Source organism: Paenibacillus sp. FSL R7-0189, from assembly GCF_037969925.1.
Lineage (GTDB): Bacteria > Bacillota > Bacilli > Paenibacillales > Paenibacillaceae > Paenibacillus_AQ > Paenibacillus_AQ odorifer.
In genome coordinates, this window is the sequence record NZ_CP150223.1 from 4,561,817 (window position 1) to 4,579,571 (window position 17,755).

Here is a 17,755-nt window from a genome sequence, read left to right on the forward strand (position 1 = left end):
TTCTCGCTGAAACGGTACCGTCTTCAAAAAAGGACGGTAAAGCCGTTTCCACTTGCCAGTATAGCACACGAATTTGCAGAGGAATTCCCGCTAAGGAATTCCCCGGACCAAAAAGAGGGAAGTCCCTAATGGGATCCTCTGCCCGGGAAGTAAACGGCAGGAACACAGCTTTTCTCCTCAGTGGGAAAGGCTTTTTGCTTTTTATTCAGATCGAGGGAATTCCCGAGGTTCAATAGGTGTTTCCCTAATGGGAAGCACGGCCGGGTAGATCCATAATGGTATTAATTGAATAAATTTTAAAGGGAGTGTTCTGGATCGATGAAGAAGAAATTCGGACTTAACTTTTTTAAACCGGTTGAAAGCTATTCCGGAAACTGGTCCATTCTTGAAGAGAAAAATAGAGATTGGGAGAATATGTACCGCCAGCGCTGGTCTCACGATAAAGTAGTGCGTACCACTCACGGAGTCAACTGTACAGGCTCCTGCAGCTGGAAGGTGTTTGTGAAGAACGGAATCATTACTTGGGAAAATCAGCAGATCGATTATCCTTCCTGCGGACCGGATATGCCGGAGTTTGAACCGCGCGGTTGTCCCCGCGGAGCTACCTTCTCGTGGTACGAATATAGTCCATTGCGCGTGAAATACCCGTATATCAGAGGGAAACTGTGGCGGCTGTGGCAAACGGCGTTGAAGGAGCATGACAATTACATCGATGCCTGGGCCAGTATTGTTGAAGACCCCGAGAAGGCTAGCCAGTACAAGAAGGCGCGCGGTAAAGGTGGACATATACGTGTAGCCTGGGACGACGCGCTGCGGCTGATCTCGGCCCAGCTGATCTACACGATCCGGAAATACGGTCCCGACCGCATCGCCGGCTTCACACCGATTCCGGCCATGTCCATGGTCAGCTACGCATCGGGGGCGCGATTCATATCACTACTAGGCGGTCAAATGCTCAGTTTCTATGACTGGTATGCTGATCTTCCTCCGGCTTCCCCGCAAATTTGGGGCGAGCAGACGGATGTTCCAGAATCTTCGGATTGGTACAACGCCGGTTACCTGATGATGTGGGGCTCTAACGTACCGCTAACTCGGACGCCGGATGCCCACTTTATGACTGAAGTACGCTATAAGGGAACCAAAGTCGTGTCGGTGGCACCGGATCTCGCAGAGAACGTCAAATTCGCCGACAACTGGCTGGCCCCGAATCCAGGGTCGGACGCTGCGCTTGCCCAGGCCATGACGCATGTCATCCTGCAAGAGTTCTACCAGGAACGCCAGGAGCCGATGTTCCTGAATTATGCGAAGCAATATACAGATATGCCTTTCCTGATTCTGCTTGACCCTCATGAGGATGCCCTTAAAGGCGGACGTTTCTTGCGGGCGAGTGATCTTGGAGATAACTCCCAGCACTCAGACTGGAAACCGGTAATCTTTGACGAGGTGGCTGGTGAGATGATGGTTCCGAACGGTACCATGGGGCAGCGCTGGGAGGAAGGAAAGAAATGGAATCTGATCCTCGAGCGGGAAGACGGCAGTAAAGTAGAACCCGCCTTGACCATCGAAGGCCACGGAGAAGAGTGGACGGAAATCGTGTTCCCGTACTTCGATAATGCCGGCAACGGCACCTTCAGGCGGGTGATTCCGGCCCGCAAAATACGGCTTGCCGACGGTGCAGAACGTTATGCCGCCACAGTCTATGATCTGATGATGAGCCAGTATGGCGTCGCACGTACAGAAAGTCCGCTTAACGCAAAGGGATATGAGGATCAATCCTCTTATTACACCCCGGCATGGCAAGAGAAGATTACGACGGTAAAGGCGAGTGTCGTAGTTCAGATTGCCCGCGAATTTGCCCAGAATGCGATTGATACGGGTGGACGCTCTATGATCATCATGGGCGCAGGGATTAATCACTGGTTCAACAGCGATACCATCTATCGTTCCATTCTGAATCTAGTGGTGCTGACCGCTTCCCAAGGTGTTAACGGCGGCGGCTGGGCGCATTATGTTGGTCAGGAGAAATGCCGTCCGATTGAAGGCTGGTCAACGGTTGCTTTTGCCAAGGACTGGCAGGGTCCGGCACGTCAGCAGAACGCGACTTCGTTCTTCTATTTCGCAACAGAGCAATGGCGTTATGAGGAGAGCGGCACTGATTCACTGAAATCGCCGACTGGAGGGGATGTAGCTTACCAACATCCGGCTGACTATAACGTATTGGCTGCCCGTCTCGGATGGCTGCCATCCTTCCCGCAATTCAACAAGAACAGTCTTCTGTTCGCCGAGGAAGCCGCACAGCAAGGCAAGAAGACTAACAGCGAGATTATCAGTCACACCGTGGAAGAGATTAAATCACGGAAAACACGGTTTGCCGTGGAAGATCCCGGCGCACCGGAGAACTTTCCCCGTTCATTATTTATCTGGCGCTCGAACCTGATTTCAAGCTCTGCCAAAGGGCAGGAATACTTCATGAAGCATTTGCTCGGAGCTTCCGACGGTCTGCTGGCCGAGCCGAATGAAGAACAGAAACCGGAAGAGATTATCTGGCGTGAGGATGTCGAAGGTAAGCTCGATCTGATGGTTGCCCTGGATTTCCGGATGACGACAACACCCCTCTATGCAGATATCGTGCTGCCGGCCGCAACCTGGTATGAGAAAACAGATCTGTCGTCGACTGACATGCATCCGTTTGTTCATCCGTTCAATCCGGCAGTTAACCCGCTGTGGGAATCCCGGTCAGATTGGGATATTTACCGCCAGCTGGCTGAGGTATTCTCCGAAATGGCAAAATCGCATCTGCCTGGCGTTTATAAGGATGTTGTGATGTCACCGCTCGGCCATGATTCGGTAAGCGAGATCTCACAGCCGATGGGTCTTGTCAAAGACTGGACCAAAGGCGAAGTTCCGGCTATCCCGGGCAAAACAATGCCGAACTTTACTATTGTAGAGCGTGATTATACTAAAATTCATGACAAATACATTTCACTCGGACCTAACCTCGCAATCGGCAAAGCAGGCGCGCACGGCATCAGCTTCTCTGTCGCCGAAGAATATGAGGAATTGAAGAAGCTCAGCGGTATTTATTTCGATGAAACGATCAAAAACGGACTGCCGAAGCTGCAGACTGCCCGCCAGGCCGCAGATACGATTCTTCACCTGTCTTCGGCTACCAACGGGCGCGTGTCCCAGAAGGCTTACGCTGCAGCGGAGAAGGATTCAGGAGTAGAGCTGCGAGATATCTCGGCGGACCGGGCCGCAGAAAAGATTACGTTCCAGAGCATCACCGCACAGCCGCGGGAAGTCATTCCGACACCGGTATTCAGCGGGTCGAACAAGCAGGGACGGCGCTATTCACCGTTCACCACGAACATTGAACGTCTCGTTCCGTTCCGGACGCTGACCGGAAGACAGCATTTCTACATTGACCATGAAATCTTCCAGCAGTTCGGCGAAGCGCTGCCGGTTTACAAGCCAACGTTGCCTCCGATGGTCTTCGGGCCGCGTGACAAGGAAGTGAAGGGTGGACAGGATTCTCTGGTTCTGAGATATCTGACACCGCACGGGAAATGGAATATCCATTCGACCTATCAGGATAACCAGCACATGCTGACGTTGTTCCGGGGCGGTCCAACCGTGTGGATCAATAATGAGGATGCTGCGGCACATCACATTGAGGATAATGACTGGCTCGAAGTCTACAACCGTAACGGTGTCGTAACTGCACGCGCGGTTGTCAGTCACCGGATGCCGAGAGGCACCATGTTTATGTACCATGCCCAGGACAAGCACATTCAAGTACCGGGCTCTGAAATTACGGATACGCGCGGCGGAAGCCACAATGCGCCTACCCGGATTCATCTGAAGCCTACCCAGATGGTCGGCGGATACGCACAGCTCAGCTACGGTTTTAACTACTATGGTCCGATCGGCAACCAGCGTGATGTCTACGTAGCCGTCCGCAAAATGAAGGAGGTCAACTGGCTTGAAAATTAAAGCGCAAGTTGCAATGGTAATGAATCTGGATAAATGCATCGGCTGCCACACCTGCAGCGTGACCTGCAAGACGACCTGGACGAACCGTAAAGGTGCGGAATATATGTGGTTCAATAACGTGGAAACGAAACCGGGGATTGGTTATCCGAAACGCTGGGAAGACCAGGAGCTCTACAAGGGCGGCTGGCAGCTGCGCAAGGGGAAGCTGGAGCTGAAATCCGGCAATAAGCTGTCCAAGATTGCGCTCGGCAAAATCTTCTACAACCCCGACATGCCGGAGATGAAGGATTATTATGAACCGTGGACTTACAATTATGAGCATCTGACGAATGCAGGAGAGCAAAAGCATTCCCCGGTGGCGCGGGCTCATTCTGCTGTAACAGGCGAGAAGATGGATCTGGAATGGGGGCCTAACTGGGAGGATGATCTGGCGGGAGCGCATGTAACCGGCCCGCTTGACCCGAATATCCAGAAGATCGAGGAAGAAATTAAATTCAACTTCGAGAAATCGTTTATGATCTATCTGCCGCGCCTCTGTGAACACTGCCTCAACCCAAGCTGTGTCGCCTCCTGCCCTTCAGGTGCGATGTACAAACGGGATGAAGACGGGATTGTTCTGGTCGACCAGGAAGCCTGCCGAGGCTGGAGATATTGCATGACTGGCTGTCCGTATAAAAAAGTGTATTTCAACTGGCAGACCAACAAAGCGGAGAAGTGCACCTTCTGTTTCCCGCGTGTGGAAGCAGGACTGCCTACGGTATGCTCCGAGACCTGTACAGGCCGAATCCGCTATCTCGGGGTTCTGCTGTATGATGCCGACAAGGTTCTTGATGCCGCATCCACCCCGGACGAGAAAGATTTGTACAAAGCACAATGTGATCTGTTCATGAATCCGCATGATCCGGAAGTCATTGCCCAGGCGAGAAAAGATGGTATCTCTGAGGATTGGCTGGAGGCAGCCCAGAACTCACCGGTCTATAAACTGGCGATTGAGCACAAGCTTGCCTTCCCGCTTCACCCGGAATACCGCACACTGCCTATGGTGTGGTATGTGCCGCCGCTTAGCCCGATCATGAATTATTTTGAAGGTAAAGATTCGCTGAAGAATCCCGATATGATTTTCCCGGCTATCGAAGAGATGCGCACACCGATCCAGTATCTGGCGAACATGCTGACCGCAGGCGATACGGAGACCGTCAAAGAAGCCCTGCAGCGGATGGCCATGATGCGCTCCTACATGCGCGCTAAATCCTCAGGCCAAGGGTTTGACGCTAGCCGTCTTGAACGTGTCGGTATGACAGCACAGCAGACAGAGGAAATGTACCGGCTGCTCGCGATTGCCAAATATGAAGACCGTTTCGTGATCCCAACCTCCCACAAGGAGCAGCACATGAACCCTTACCGTGCCCAGGGCTCGACCGGTTTCGGAAACGGGATGGGCGATATGGGCTCCGGCTCCGGTTGTGACGGCTGCGGACCTGCCAGCTCTGCCGGCGACACGATGAAGACCGGCAAGGAAATGTATGAAGAGAATTTCTACGGGGGGATTTGGCGTGATTGATCTGATCAAACTGCATGATTACAAGGAATCCTTCGGTTATTTCGCCCTGCAGCTCATGTACCCGGAGAAGCTGGACTTTCATCCGGCTTTTCTGGAAGAGGCGTTTGACAGCACTCATCCGGGTTATGCCCATGTGCATACCTATTGGAAGCAAATGCAGAGCTTCAGTCTGGATGAGATTCAGGAGAGTTATGCCGCTACATTTGATTTTCAGAAGGACTGCGCCTTGTATATGACCTATTTCAAATTTGAGGAGGCCAAGGAACGGGGGCAAATGCTCGCCAAGTTGAAGCTTCTGTACGAAATGTTCGGTCTGGAAATGCCGGAGGAAGAACTACCTGATTATTTGCCGCTTATGTGTGAATTTCTATATGCCGCGCAGTGGTTGGAAGTCCCGGGAGCGCCGGAGAATTTCCGGATGCTGATAGCGATTCTTGAGGATGGTACGTATCATCTGCTCAAGGCTCTGGAACGAAATGAAAGTCCCTATTTCCATCTGGTCAAGGGATTGCGCGAAACATTAAAAGCTTGTGCTGAACAGGAGGCCCTGAGTCAATGAATATGCTGGGTCAGTTTTTATGGGTCATTTTTCCCTACATGTGTATGGTGATCTTTATCGGCGGACATATTTTTCGTTATCGTAAGGATCAGTTTAACTGGACGGCCAAATCCAGTGAGTTTATTGAAAAGAAACAACTGAAATTCGGCAGCATTCTGTTCCACCTCGGAATTATGCCGGTTATCCTGGGCCATATTGGCGGGCTCGCTGTTCCGAAATCATGGCTGGAATCCATCGGCGTAAGTGATCATCTTTACCACATCGGCGCGGTATACATCGGGGGCATCTTCGGTGCAGCCACACTGCTCGGGATGCTGATTCTGACTTCGCGGCGCTTTACGCTTAAGAATGTCCGCCGTCTCAGCAGTGCGTCGGACCTGATAGTCAACTCACTCCTCCTGTTTATCGTGTTTATGGGGATGTACTCTACCATTGTAACGAATGCCGTACAACCTGAGTTTGACTACCGCGATACGATTTCTGTCTGGTTCCGCGGCCTGTTCATGTTCCGTCCGGACCCGTCACTGATGAGTGATGTGCCGTTTTCCTTCAAGCTTCACATCTTGTCAGGGTTTGCCATCTTTGCCTTTTGGCCGTTCACCCGGTTGGTCCATGTATGGAGTGTTCCGTTGAATTATATAGGCAGAAGTTATATCCTATACAGAAGAAATAAATCGAATTAACGGAAAGAGTTGCGTGGACTTCTTTTCCTGTTCTAATCGAGGAGAGAAAACGATGAACAATAAGGTGGATTATCAAATCGAGCTTGACCGGATCCGCGCAGCTCTAGGATATGACTTCATGTCGCTGGCTCTTGCTGAACCTGCGGAATATGACTATGTAATCCGGTGGAAATACGCCTCAGGGAACACTAATGACCGTTACAAACGGATTGTACTTCAATCCGGCAGAGGGATTGCAGGGATCGTGTTCAAGACCGGAAAACCGTTCTTAATCCCTTCTGTGCAGACAGATGTGAAGCCTGATACCTTGTTTAATTATCCCATTACTAAGATGGAGAATTTGAACAGTATTGGTGCTGTACCGGTGTGGAATGATGCCCGCGTCGCAGGCGTGCTTCTAGGCGGTTTCAGGGGTGAACGGCAGGTAACCGCTGAAATGCTGAGAGACCTGGACAGGGTAGCACGTAAGGGGATTGGAGACTTGAACGGGAAGGAATTGTTGCTCAGTTGATGACACCCGGAATGGATCTGCGGAGCCTGCTCATGACGAAGCTGTTCGAGAACAGCTCGGAGGCGATGTTCTTTTTTGACCGGCAAGGGAAAGCCCTGGCGATGAATCCGGCTGCCGAGAACATCGTTGACCAGGATATCCTGAAGCAGTTGTATCAGGGAAATCCTGAGGCACTATGCGGGACCTGCCGGGGATACACTAGTGAGACGGAGCTCCGCACATGCCTTAATTGTTACTTTCATACACCGGACTCAGAGGAATTTACCTCTTATCAAGTCTATCTGGAGACGAAAGATAAAGGGATTGTCCCTTATGCCGCCACCTTTCACACGATAGATGACGAGAATGGTATCAGAGTGTTTATGCTCAGGGATCTGAGCAGACAGTTCACGACACAAGAGAAGTTCTACCAGAACAAGATGATGAAGCATATCATTGAGGCGCAGGAGAATGAACGCAAGCGGATATCCCGTGAACTGCATGACAGCGTTGCCCAAGAGCTGATGAGTGCCGTGATTGATCTGCGTGTGCTCAAATATATGACAGCTGATGAACAGCTGCTGAAGAAGGTGAAGCAGACCGAAGTATCCATGACAAGACTTCTGAATGATATCCGCAACCTTTCCGTGGAGCTCAGGCCGGCTGCACTTGATGATTTCGGGCTGGAGGCTGCATTCCGGTCACACTTCAAGCGGATGGAACAAAGCTACGGACTTATAATTGAATATGAGTCCCGGCTTTTGGAGAAACGGTATGAGAGTGAGATTGAAACCGTCATGTACCGTGTATGCCAGGAAGCTGTGTTGAACGCCCTGAAGTATGCCCAGGTAGACAGCGTCAAAGTATCTCTTACAGAAAATGACGGCGTGCTGCGGCTTCTGATTAAGGATGAGGGAACAGGCTTCATTCAGGGAGACGAACCCAATGGAACCGGACTTGGTCTTTTTGGCATGCAGGAACGGGCGGAGCTGGTGGGTGGCACCTTCACCGTAGATTCAGGGATAGGTAGGGGCACAACCATTATTTTACAGGTGCCAGTAGGATTATCCCGAGGAAAGGAATGAGCTTCTGATGAAGATCGTCATTGCAGACGACCATGCGATCGTACGGAGCGGATTCTCCATGATTCTCAATTTTCAGGATGACATAGAAGTGATCGGAGCGGCGGCAGACGGGAGGGAAGCTTATATAATGGTTGCCAAATTCCGGCCGGATATTCTGATTATGGATTTAAGCATGCCTCCGGGCGAAAGTGGGCTGGTTGCAACCGGGAAGATTAAAGAGGATTATCCCGATACCAAAATCCTAATTCTGACGATGCATGACGATGATGAATATCTTTTTCATGTATTGAAGAACGGGGCCTCCGGTTATGTTCTCAAAAGCGCTCCGGACGAGGAGCTTTTGCTGGCCATCCGGACCATTTATGAAGGCGGCACTTATATCCATCCTAAGATGGCGACCTCACTGGTCCGTGAATTTATTAAGCAGGACAAATCCGGCGGTACAGAGGATCTGTTTGAGCTGTTGTCCAAACGTGAACTGGAGATCCTGCCGCTTATCGCCAAGGGATACGGGAACAAGGAAATCGCAGAGAAGCTGTTTATTTCGGTAAAAACGGTGGAAGCCCACAAAGCGAAAATTATGGAGAAGTTAAACCTTAAAAGCAGACCGGAGCTGGTCGAGTATGCTTTAAGGAAAAAAATGCTGGATTTCTGATTTGCAAATGGAGGGTTAGCAGGATGCCGGAAAATACAGGGCTCAAGTTTACGATGCCCGCCATGCGTATTCTTGAGAATGAACACCGCTATTTATCATTTCTGATGGAAGAATGGCATGCACTTGTACTCTGGTTTGAACACGATCAGCCCGTTCTGGAAGAATCTAGGACACAGCTGCATAAGCTGCGTAAGGCGATTCTGGAGTTTACTGGTCCGTTGAAGAAGCATACTGTGAAGGAAGAAACGTTTTTTTTCCCGCTGCTTGGCAGTTATATCGGCTTTGAACAAGGACCACTGGTCGGCATCCAGGAGGAGCACCGCGAGATTGACGGATATATAGGGCATTTCCTGCATTACACAGAGGGCAATATAGATATGCTGCCGCTTGAGGATATCCGCGCAGCTGTTAAGGATGCAGGGGAGGCTTTTGAGGTTCTGACGGTACACTTTGTCAAAGAAGAGACTGTCATTTACCCGATGGCCGAGCATCAGCTGAGTGCGAAAGACAAAGAATGGTTAAGCCAGCAATTGAATACGCTCATTACGTGATAATGAACAGGCTGCTCCTACTTGGGGCGGCTTTTTTGGGTCTTATTAAGAGAGTAGATAAGGTATTATGTTTCATTTGTGATAGGAGTGAATAAGTTCTGGAGCAAGGCCCCACTATGTGGGGTTATTTTATTTTTAGGGTTTCCCCTGTCAGGGAAAGGGGACTCCCCTATATCTGAGCCGGGGGATCGGCGGATACAATGAGTACAGGAAGTATTGGTATGAATAATCAAGAGAATAAACGGCGAAAAGGTGAGTCGAATGATTAAAAAAATGCAATTGCCGCTACAAACATTAAACTTGATTACTGGATTCATGGTGTGGGTGATCATCTCTTCCCTGATGCCCTTTATTTCCGAGGATATCAGCATTCCTCCGGGGCGGCTAGCGATGGTCACGGCTATTCCGGTGGTGCTCGGCTCTATTCTCAGGATTCCTTTAGGCTATTATGCAAACATTCTGGGAGCACGCATTATTTTTATGTTCAGCTTTATCCTGCTTTTGTTTCCGGTATATTTCATCAGTGAAGCATCCTCGGTCACTCATTTAATTATCGGAGGTTTGTTCCTGGGAATCGGCGGAGCCGTTTTTTCGGTAGGTGTAACCTCTTTGCCGAAGTATTTCCCCAAAGATAAGCATGGTCTGGTCAACGGAATCTACGGGATCGGGAATATCGGAACAGCTGTCACTACCTTCTCGGCTCCGATTGTGGCAGCACAGATTGGCTGGGCACCCGCGGTTAAAATGTATCTGATCCTGTTACTGGTATTTATCGCATTAAATTTCTTCTTTGGGGATCGTCATGAGCCTAAACTCAAAACGCCGATTATTGAACAGATCAAGGGCGTGTCCAAAAATGAAAAGCTCTGGCTTTTCTCCTTGTTCTATTTCATTACTTTTGGCTCCTTCGTTGCCTTCACTATTTATCTGCCGAACTTTCTAGTTTCGAACTTCGGTCTGGAAAAAGTGGATGCCGGGATGCGCACAGCCGGCTTCATTGCCGTTGCGACCTTCTTCCGGCCGATAGGCGGCTGGCTTGCCGACAAGTTCCAGCCTTTGTTTCTGCTTACCGGCACATTCAGTATTTATACGGTTGCAGCAATCATCCTGGCATTTATGCCTGACATGGGCTTATATACAGTAGGTTGCCTTGCTATTGCGTTCAGTGCGGGAATCGGTAACGGAGTCATATTCAAATTAGTCCCACTGTACTTCAATAAGCAGGCGGGTGTCGCCAACGGGATCGTATCGATGATGGGCGGTCTGGGCGGTTTTTTCCCTCCCATTATGCTGTCGGTGATTTATTCGGCTACAGGGCAATATTCCATCGGGTTCATGCTGCTCTCTCAGGTAGCGCTGGCCAGTCTGGTGCTGGTAGTGTGGATCTATTTTCAGGACCGGCTTGCGCTTACCTCTGAAGTGTTCAATTCTACCGGACAGGGGATTCTGGTTACGGATGTCTCCGGTCTGATCAAGACCGTCAATCCGGCGTTCACGAAGCTCACCGGCTATACGGAAGACGAAGTTCTTGGCAGACAGCCCAGCATTCTGAAGTCAGGCCGCCAATCCAAGGAGTTCTACCGCTTAATGTGGAGCGAAGTCAGGGAGAAGGGGATGTGGCAGGGTGAAATCTGGAACAAGCGCAAGGGCGGGGAAGAGTATTTGCAGTGGCTGAATATCAGCGCTGTAAAGGATGAGACCGGCGAAGATGTCCGGTATGTAGGCACATTCAGCGATATTACGGAGAAATAACCGGATGAACCGTTTTTTAGTACGGCACTAAGTTAGGAGCAGATGAAGGTGGAAAAGACCAGAACTCCGGTTACCGTTGCCGAAGCTGTATTCCGGGTAACTGAAAGAGCATGTTGCATAGGTACAGAAAGGATTCCACTTGCTGAAAGCTATGGACGGATCCTGGCGGAGCCGCTGACGGCAACCCATGATGTTCCGCATTTTACCCGATCACCCTATGACGGATATGCAATTTCTTCGGCAGATTCTGCCGGTGCTTCCGGTAATAACAGGATCAGCTTTACTGTAGTAGATCATATCGGCGCAGGGGCAGTATCTCAGATTGCAATTGGGCCATGCGAAGCTGTCCGTCTGATGACGGGAGCGGCGCTGCCGTCAGGAGCGGATGCTGTAGTTATGTTTGAACAGGCCACAGCAGCAGGTCATACGTTTACAATCCGTAAAGCTTTTGCGCCACAGGAGAATCTGTCCCTGAAGGGTGAAGATATGCGGTCAGGAGAAATGATCGTTCCGGCCGGCAGCTTCATTCATCCCGGGATTGTAGCGCTGCTGGCTACATTCGGTTATGGGTATGTTCAGGTCGGTAAGCGGCCGGTAGTAGGGATATTGTCTACGGGAACCGAACTGCTGGAGGTGACAGCACAGCTTGCACCCGGCAAAATCCGCAACAGTAACGGACCGATGATCGCAGCCCAGCTCGCCCGGATGGGTATTCCTTACCGGATGTATGATACAGCCGCAGACCAACTGGAAGCATGCCTGCTGACGGTGCGGAAGGCAATGACAGAAACAGACTGCCTGATCACAACGGGAGGTGTGTCCGTCGGTGATTATGACTACCTGCCGGAAATATATAACCGTCTCGGGGCTGATGTGCTGTTCAACAAGGTGGCGATGCGTCCGGGCAGCGTGACCACAGTTGCGGTTGCCGGGGATACGTACTTGTTCGGACTGTCCGGCAATCCTTCTGCCTGCTTCACAGGCTTCGAGCTGTTTGTTAGACCCGCCCTGCTCAAAATGATGGGAGCGGATAAAATTTATCTGCCGCGCACGACGGCGGTACTGGCAGAAGATTACCCAAAGGCCAATCCGTTCACCCGGTTTATCCGGGCCGTTCATGACCGCACCTCGGTGCGTCCTGCCGGTTTCAATAAATCTAATGCCGTATCTTCCATCGCACGCGGGAATTCGCTGATTGTGCTGCCGGGCGGGACAAGAGGTTACGCCGCAGGTGATCTTGTTGATGTACTGCTTCTGGGTGTTGAAGAAGGTACGGATAAATGGGTACTGTAAGCCTACCGGAAGGGAGATAAGAGTCATGAATGCACATCCACTACAGGATCAATTGCGACGGCCTATCCATGATTTGCGGATTTCGGTAACAGACCGGTGCAATTTCCGCTGTTCCTACTGCATGCCGAAGGAAGTGTTCGGTGATGATTATGCATTCCTCCCCACAAGCGAGCTGTTAACCTTTGAGGAAATCTGCCGGCTGACGAAGCTGTTCGTATCCCTTGGAGTAAGCAAAATCCGGTTGACCGGTGGCGAGCCGCTTATGCGGCGTAATCTGCCTGAGCTTGTTGCGGGAATCCGCGCTATCGGCGGTGTAAAAGATATGGGACTGACGACGAATGGGGTACTGCTCGGTGCGCAGGCAGCGCCACTGTATGCTGCGGGACTCCGCAGACTGAACGTCAGCTTGGATGCTTTGGAGCATAAGCGGTTTGGAAAAATGAACGGACGGGGCTTTACGTCTGGATTAATTCTGCATCATATTGATCATGCCGTAGAAGCCGGGTTTGAGGTCAAAGTAAACATGGTGGTACAAAGAGGTGTGAACGAATCGGAGATTGTACCGATGGCTGCCTATTTCAAGGATAAGAATATAACTTTGCGGTTCATCGAGTTTATGGATGCCGGCAACGATAACGGCTGGAGCTATGAGAAGGTTGTAACCAAACGGGAAATACTGGAGCGCCTCCAAGGCTCATTTGAAATGGAAGCACAGGACCATAATTATTTTGGCGAGGTAGCCAAAAGGTACCGGTACAAGGGTAGCTGTACCGAGGTCGGTTTTATTACTTCCGTATCTGAATCGTTCTGCTCTTCCTGTACACGTGCCCGGCTGTCTTCCGACGGCAAATTATACACTTGCCTGTTCGCATCAGACGGTTTTGATCTCAGGGAAATGCTCCGCAGCGGGGCGAGTGACCAAAGCCTGCTGCTAGCCATTAGGGATGTATGGGAGCAGCGGACAGACCGTTACTCCGATGAGCGGACAGAACAAACCGTGAAGAACAGAACAAAGATCGGCATGTCCTATATTGGAGGTTAAAGAGCAGAATGCAAGTTCAGCTGTTGATCGAGCCGGATGGCAGATCATTTTTGGCTGAGCAATGTATCCTTATTGTACCTCCAGGATCGAGCAATCCGGAAATGATCGCAGAATAGACTAACGCAACAACAAGGAAGCTCCTCTACCCGGATTACCGGCAGATGAGCTTTCTGGTTTTTTACAACTGTATACTAGAAGTACAACACGAGCACAGACACATATAACATAAAGGAGAAGCCAATTTCGATGATTCCGGTACGTTTTACTGTGATGCCCGTCTTTGGCAGGACAGCTGCCCGCACAAGCAGGATGAGCAGCGGAACAAGCAGAGATGGAAACAGGAACAGCCCGGCTGCTGCAACCAGCAGGTGATATAGAACAGATCCGTAATAGAAGCTAATATTATTTCGTTCACGGATGATGGTTTTGACATACAAAGCGGTTCCGACAAAGTACAGGACAGCCAGCAGGAACAACTCGGTCGCTGTCCGCCAGCTTTCTCCCTGACCGACGTAGAAGACCGGATAAATGATCAGGCAAAATGCCAAAATGGCCGAGATGTCATTGAGCAGGGCACGTTCATTTTTAGTTTTTGCATAATAGAGATTTACAGCGAACAAAGGCACGAGCGGTAGAACAAACCATAACAACTTAGGTTCGGCTACTACCAGATAGACGATCAAAGGGAGTAGCAGAATTCCATATACCTTCAAGGGCTGGGCATAGCGTTTAAATCTTCCTGTCTTCACCCCCTGCAGTAAAGGAAAACTGAACAAATAGATCAGAAGCCAGCAAGCAAACAGCGGAATATGTATCGGTTGCCCCTGGGATGCGGCTACCCCGAACAGAAAGGGAAGGACGAGCATCGCCCAGGCGCCGTGCTGGTTAGGGATATACTTCTTCATAGTAAACATCCTCCTACCCTGAAATATCATGGCATGCGAGGATGCCATACTCTTTAACTATACGTTTTTCCTTGAGGGGACCCGGGTGATTTGAAGCACTAATCATTTTAAGAAAAGGAGTAAACATCGTGAGTATGGAATCTCATCATGCAACAGTACAGGGTCCGGTTCCTGTATTACAAATTGTCGGGTACAAGAATAGCGGAAAAACAACACTTGCCTGCCGTTTAATTCGCGCTCTATCTTCTCAAGGTATACGCGTCGGGTCTGCTAAACACGATGCTCACCATTTTCAATTAGATGATCCGGGTACAGACAGCAGCAGGCATCTGCTGCACGGTGCGATTGAAACCGTACTGACATCGTCTGAGGCTACAAGAATAATGCGGAAGTCCGAGACTTCATTAGAAGAAATCGTACAGTCTATGTATGGTAAGGTTGATCTGCTGATTGCTGAAGGGTTCAAATCTGCAGATTATCCCAAAATCGCCTTGATCCGCAATGTAAATGAAATGATAAATCTGCGAAGTCAAGCAACGAATATTTATATGTGGTTAAGCTGGGAGGAGGACGCTAATATGAAAAGTGTAACGTCTGTGGTAAGCAAGAATACTACCCCTGTACTACTTTTAAGGGATCAAGCTCTTATAGATCAGGAGGTCCTCAACCTGGCTTTGTCGCTGCTTCAATCTAGTATGGGAATCCCTGACATAAGAGAAGGAGATTCCCTTACAGGAGGTGCACATTGTGCTGACTGGAATAATACTGGCAGGGGGACAGAATTCCCGGATGAAGGGTCGGAATAAAGCGCTCCTGACCTATCACGGGGAGCATTTTATTGTTAGACAGGTGAAGGAGATGCGTACCCTTTGCTCCAAGATCATTATTGTTACGAATGATGCATCCCTGTATGAGGATTGTCTTCCATCCGGTATCATTTTTCTACCGGACATCTATGAAGGGCATGGACCCTTAAGCGGGTTTCATGCCGCTTTTGTCAGGGTGGAAACGGATTATGCTTGGGTTGTCGGATGCGATAGTCCTAATATTTCAGCCCCTGCAGCTTCGTGGATGCTCACCCGGTTCAAGGAAGGCGACTATGATGCTGTTCTTCCCATCATTAACGGTAAGCATCAGATGCTCCATGGGGTATATCGGCCGCACCTGATTTTGCCAAGTATCATTGATAGACTGGAAACACGACAGTACCGGCTATCAGGATTATTAGATTCGATGCATTGGTTAGGGGTAGATAAGGGCGACCTTGCTGGTGCTGGTATATATGAGGATTTCACTGCAGATGTAGATACACCTGAGCAATATAAGGATTTGCTGCATCTATCGAAAGGGAGTGATCACATGGGCAGTTCATTATTTGAAATTACAGACGGACCGATCACACCAGCGGAGGTATCTGATAAAGTCCTGCGTAGAGAAGCGGGAGCGATTACCTTATTCCTAGGCACTGTACGGGAGTTCACGCAGGGTAAGCGGACATTATATCTTGAATATGAAGCTTATCCGCTCATGGCTGTAGCGCAATTGGAACGAATCGGGCAGGAAGTGAATGAGCGTTGGCCAAATACTATGGTTGCTGTAACCCATAGGATAGGAAAACTTGAAATCACTGATATCGCCGTTGTGATCGCTGTATCCTCGCCGCACCGTAAGGCCGCTTACGAAGCGAATGAATATGTGATTGACCGGATTAAAGAAATCGTGCCTATTTGGAAAAAAGAAATGGGCGAAGACGGCGAAGCATGGGTTGGCGATCAGCTGAATCAATTAACCTATCCGGAAGGGCGGCCATTATTTCCGGATGTTCCTGCAGAAGATAAGAAGTAGAGGCGGCTATTAATGAAGCAGGGGAGGAAGCAAAGAACATAAATGAGTACTGCTCGAATTGCCTTGTAGTATAATATAAATCAATTCAAGCCATCTAAACCTAAGGCAGCAATAGAACATAGGGATTTTTACCCAAAAAGCGAGGCGTAAGGAAATGAATGCAGCAGAGTTTCAACAGTATGTTAAGGAGTTCAGTGAAATCAAAGGGTTTGATACCAGCACCATTGAGCAGAGAATGCTGTACTTAATGACTGAGGTTGGGGAGTTGTCCAAAGAAGTTTTGTCCGTATCTTTTCATCCAGATGCAGAGCGGAAAGAAAACTTGGGATACGAGATGTACGATGTGGTGTGGAATATTTTTGATCTGGCCAATAAACTTGGCATTGATCTGGAGCAGGCTTTTAAACGTAAGCTGGAGATTAATGAACAGAGGACTTGGGAGTAAGGTGTACCTATTGAATACTATAAAAAAAATCCAAGGACCTCCCCTGTGGGAAGCCTTGGATTTTTTTCACCCGAAATTTTATTTAAATGAAGCATAACCTTCATCAGCCATTACAACACTACCGTTAATTGCACTAGCTTCTGGTAAGGAGAGCAAGTATACAGTGTCTGCAACTTGTTCAGGCAATGTTAATTTGTTACCCATTACTTTACTCTTCATTTGGTCGACCATTCCTTGATCTTTATATCCTTGGATAATTGGCGTATCTACAGCGCCTGGAGCAACGGCAAGCACGCGGATACCATGGACGGAAAGTTCTAGTGCTGCGGATTTAGTCATCATAATGACCGCACCTTTGGAAGCGTGATATGCGAATGTACCTGGGGAAGCTAGGAATCCAAATACAGAAGCTGTATTGATGATCACACCTTTAATGCCGAGCTCACGCATTTTTTTACCAGCAGCGATAATCCCATGGGCTACGCCATGCTGATTGACATTAATGACACTATGATAATCCTTAAGGTCTTGGTCTAGTACAGGAGTGACGCGGCCGATGCCGGCATTGTTGAACATTACGTCAATTCTTCCATAAGTATCTACAGTTTTCTGAACGAGTGCTTCAACTTCTTCGTATTTTGAGACGTCAGTTTTGACGAAAATAGCTTCGCCACCATCTTTAATAATTTGTGCTACCGTTTCTTCACCTAATTGTTGATTGAAATCGGCAACGACAACTTGATCACCTTTACTTGCAAATTTAATGGCGGTTTGTTTCCCGATTCCACTGGCTCCACCTGTTATTACGGCTACTCTTTTGTCTGTCATTTGAGTTTCCTCCTCGAGCAATATAGTTATACTAGAAATGAAAGTTGATATAGTAAAAATGGTTACTT

16 protein-coding genes and 1 pseudogene are annotated in these 17,755 nt (G+C 49.3%); 15 read left to right on the forward strand and 2 right to left on the reverse strand.

Annotation, left to right across the window (positions count from 1 at the left end; all coding sequences use genetic code 11):
• The first annotated feature begins 318 nt into the window (after positions 1-318).
• The 11 genes from MKY63_RS19785 (at position 319) to moaA (ending at position 13,664) form a co-directional block, all read left to right on the forward strand.
• Positions 319-3,993, forward strand: a complete 3,675-nt coding sequence (locus MKY63_RS19785) for a nitrate reductase subunit alpha (RefSeq protein WP_038572510.1) — start codon at positions 319-321, stop codon at positions 3,991-3,993.
• Entirely contained in the window at positions 3,983-5,554 is a 1,572-nt protein-coding gene (gene narH / locus MKY63_RS19790; protein ID WP_036675987.1) for a nitrate reductase subunit beta, read from the forward strand. The genes MKY63_RS19785 and narH overlap by 11 nt, the downstream gene beginning before the upstream one ends.
• Positions 5,547-6,113, forward strand: coding sequence for a nitrate reductase molybdenum cofactor assembly chaperone (gene narJ / locus MKY63_RS19795; RefSeq protein WP_036675989.1), 567 nt, complete (start codon positions 5,547-5,549; stop codon positions 6,111-6,113). Before narH ends, narJ begins: the two co-directional genes overlap by 8 nt.
• Positions 6,110-6,796 (forward strand): respiratory nitrate reductase subunit gamma, encoded by a 687-nt coding sequence (gene narI, locus MKY63_RS19800; protein WP_036675990.1) that lies wholly within the window; start codon positions 6,110-6,112, stop codon positions 6,794-6,796. The genes narJ and narI overlap by 4 nt, the downstream gene beginning before the upstream one ends.
• A 52-nt stretch (positions 6,797-6,848) precedes the next feature.
• Complete coding sequence (locus tag MKY63_RS19805; protein ID WP_036675992.1) at positions 6,849-7,307, forward strand: GAF domain-containing protein; 459 nt, start codon at positions 6,849-6,851, stop codon at positions 7,305-7,307.
• On the forward strand, positions 7,307-8,371 hold the full coding sequence (locus MKY63_RS19810; RefSeq protein WP_036675994.1) for a sensor histidine kinase: 1,065 nt from the start codon (positions 7,307-7,309) through the stop codon (positions 8,369-8,371). Before MKY63_RS19805 ends, MKY63_RS19810 begins: the two co-directional genes overlap by 1 nt.
• Positions 8,372-8,378: 7 nt before the next feature.
• Entirely contained in the window at positions 8,379-9,026 is a 648-nt protein-coding gene (locus MKY63_RS19815; protein WP_038572504.1) for a response regulator transcription factor, read from the forward strand.
• A gap of 23 nt (positions 9,027-9,049) precedes the next feature.
• On the forward strand, positions 9,050-9,577 hold the full coding sequence (locus tag MKY63_RS19820) for a hemerythrin domain-containing protein (RefSeq protein WP_339809680.1): 528 nt from the start codon (positions 9,050-9,052) through the stop codon (positions 9,575-9,577).
• Positions 9,578-9,838: 261 nt separating this feature from the next.
• Entirely contained in the window at positions 9,839-11,329 is a 1,491-nt protein-coding gene (locus tag MKY63_RS19825) for a nitrate/nitrite transporter (protein ID WP_036675998.1), read from the forward strand.
• Between the two features lie 42 nt (positions 11,330-11,371).
• A complete protein-coding gene (glp, locus tag MKY63_RS19830; protein WP_076141338.1) occupies positions 11,372-12,622 on the forward strand; it encodes a gephyrin-like molybdotransferase Glp in 1,251 nt (416 codons plus the stop codon).
• Between the two features lie 25 nt (positions 12,623-12,647).
• Entirely contained in the window at positions 12,648-13,664 is a 1,017-nt protein-coding gene (gene moaA / locus MKY63_RS19835) for a GTP 3',8-cyclase MoaA (protein WP_339809683.1), read from the forward strand.
• A 191-nt stretch (positions 13,665-13,855) separates the two neighbouring features.
• Here moaA and MKY63_RS19840 read toward each other — a convergent pair whose 3' ends face one another.
• A complete protein-coding gene (locus tag MKY63_RS19840) occupies positions 13,856-14,569 on the reverse strand; it encodes a YwiC-like family protein (RefSeq protein ID WP_169744792.1) in 714 nt (237 codons plus the stop codon).
• Positions 14,570-14,703: 134 nt separating this feature from the next.
• On the opposite strand from MKY63_RS19840, the gene mobB reads away from it, so the two are divergent.
• The 4 genes and pseudogenes from mobB (at position 14,704) to MKY63_RS19860 (ending at position 16,859) form a co-directional block, all read left to right on the forward strand.
• On the forward strand, positions 14,704-15,375 hold the full coding sequence (gene mobB / locus MKY63_RS19845) for a molybdopterin-guanine dinucleotide biosynthesis protein B (RefSeq protein WP_339813580.1): 672 nt from the start codon (positions 14,704-14,706) through the stop codon (positions 15,373-15,375).
• Positions 15,359-15,688: pseudogene (locus MKY63_RS19850) on the forward strand (NTP transferase domain-containing protein); the annotation flags it as partial. The gene mobB and the pseudogene MKY63_RS19850, both read left to right, overlap by 17 nt.
• Positions 15,689-15,928: 240 nt before the next feature.
• Positions 15,929-16,414 (forward strand): molybdenum cofactor biosynthesis protein MoaE, encoded by a 486-nt coding sequence (locus MKY63_RS19855; RefSeq protein WP_036676344.1) that lies wholly within the window; start codon positions 15,929-15,931, stop codon positions 16,412-16,414.
• A 154-nt stretch (positions 16,415-16,568) separates the two neighbouring features.
• On the forward strand, positions 16,569-16,859 hold the full coding sequence (locus tag MKY63_RS19860) for a MazG nucleotide pyrophosphohydrolase domain-containing protein (RefSeq protein WP_036676004.1): 291 nt from the start codon (positions 16,569-16,571) through the stop codon (positions 16,857-16,859).
• Positions 16,860-16,937: 78 nt separating this feature from the next.
• Here MKY63_RS19860 and MKY63_RS19865 read toward each other — a convergent pair whose 3' ends face one another.
• A complete protein-coding gene (locus MKY63_RS19865; protein WP_036676006.1) occupies positions 16,938-17,687 on the reverse strand; it encodes an SDR family oxidoreductase in 750 nt (249 codons plus the stop codon).
• Positions 17,688-17,755 lie beyond the last annotated feature (68 nt).

Excerpts from the sequence above, each read along its gene's own strand:
- narI (WP_036675990.1), top strand. The coding sequence starts at position 6,110 with ATGAATATGCTGGGTCAGTTTTTATGGGTCATTTTTCCCTACATGTGT.
- MKY63_RS19805 (WP_036675992.1), top strand. The coding sequence starts at position 6,849 with ATGAACAATAAGGTGGATTATCAAATCGAGCTTGACCGGATCCGCGCA.
- MKY63_RS19855 (WP_036676344.1), top strand. The coding sequence starts at position 15,929 with ATGGGCAGTTCATTATTTGAAATTACAGACGGACCGATCACACCAGCG.
- MKY63_RS19860 (WP_036676004.1), top strand. The coding sequence starts at position 16,569 with ATGAATGCAGCAGAGTTTCAACAGTATGTTAAGGAGTTCAGTGAAATC.
- MKY63_RS19865 (WP_036676006.1), bottom strand. The coding sequence starts at position 17,687 with ATGACAGACAAAAGAGTAGCCGTAATAACAGGTGGAGCCAGTGGAATC.
- MKY63_RS19840 (WP_169744792.1), bottom strand. The coding sequence starts at position 14,569 with ATGAAGAAGTATATCCCTAACCAGCACGGCGCCTGGGCGATGCTCGTC.
- MKY63_RS19815 (WP_038572504.1), top strand. The coding sequence starts at position 8,379 with ATGAAGATCGTCATTGCAGACGACCATGCGATCGTACGGAGCGGATTC.
- MKY63_RS19825 (WP_036675998.1), top strand. The coding sequence starts at position 9,839 with ATGATTAAAAAAATGCAATTGCCGCTACAAACATTAAACTTGATTACT.
- MKY63_RS19810 (WP_036675994.1), top strand. The coding sequence starts at position 7,307 with ATGACACCCGGAATGGATCTGCGGAGCCTGCTCATGACGAAGCTGTTC.
- glp (WP_076141338.1), top strand. The coding sequence starts at position 11,372 with ATGAAGGTGGAAAAGACCAGAACTCCGGTTACCGTTGCCGAAGCTGTA.
- mobB (WP_339813580.1), top strand. The coding sequence starts at position 14,704 with ATGGAATCTCATCATGCAACAGTACAGGGTCCGGTTCCTGTATTACAA.
- MKY63_RS19785 (WP_038572510.1), top strand. The coding sequence starts at position 319 with ATGAAGAAGAAATTCGGACTTAACTTTTTTAAACCGGTTGAAAGCTAT.
- MKY63_RS19820 (WP_339809680.1), top strand. The coding sequence starts at position 9,050 with ATGCCGGAAAATACAGGGCTCAAGTTTACGATGCCCGCCATGCGTATT.
- moaA (WP_339809683.1), top strand. The coding sequence starts at position 12,648 with ATGAATGCACATCCACTACAGGATCAATTGCGACGGCCTATCCATGAT.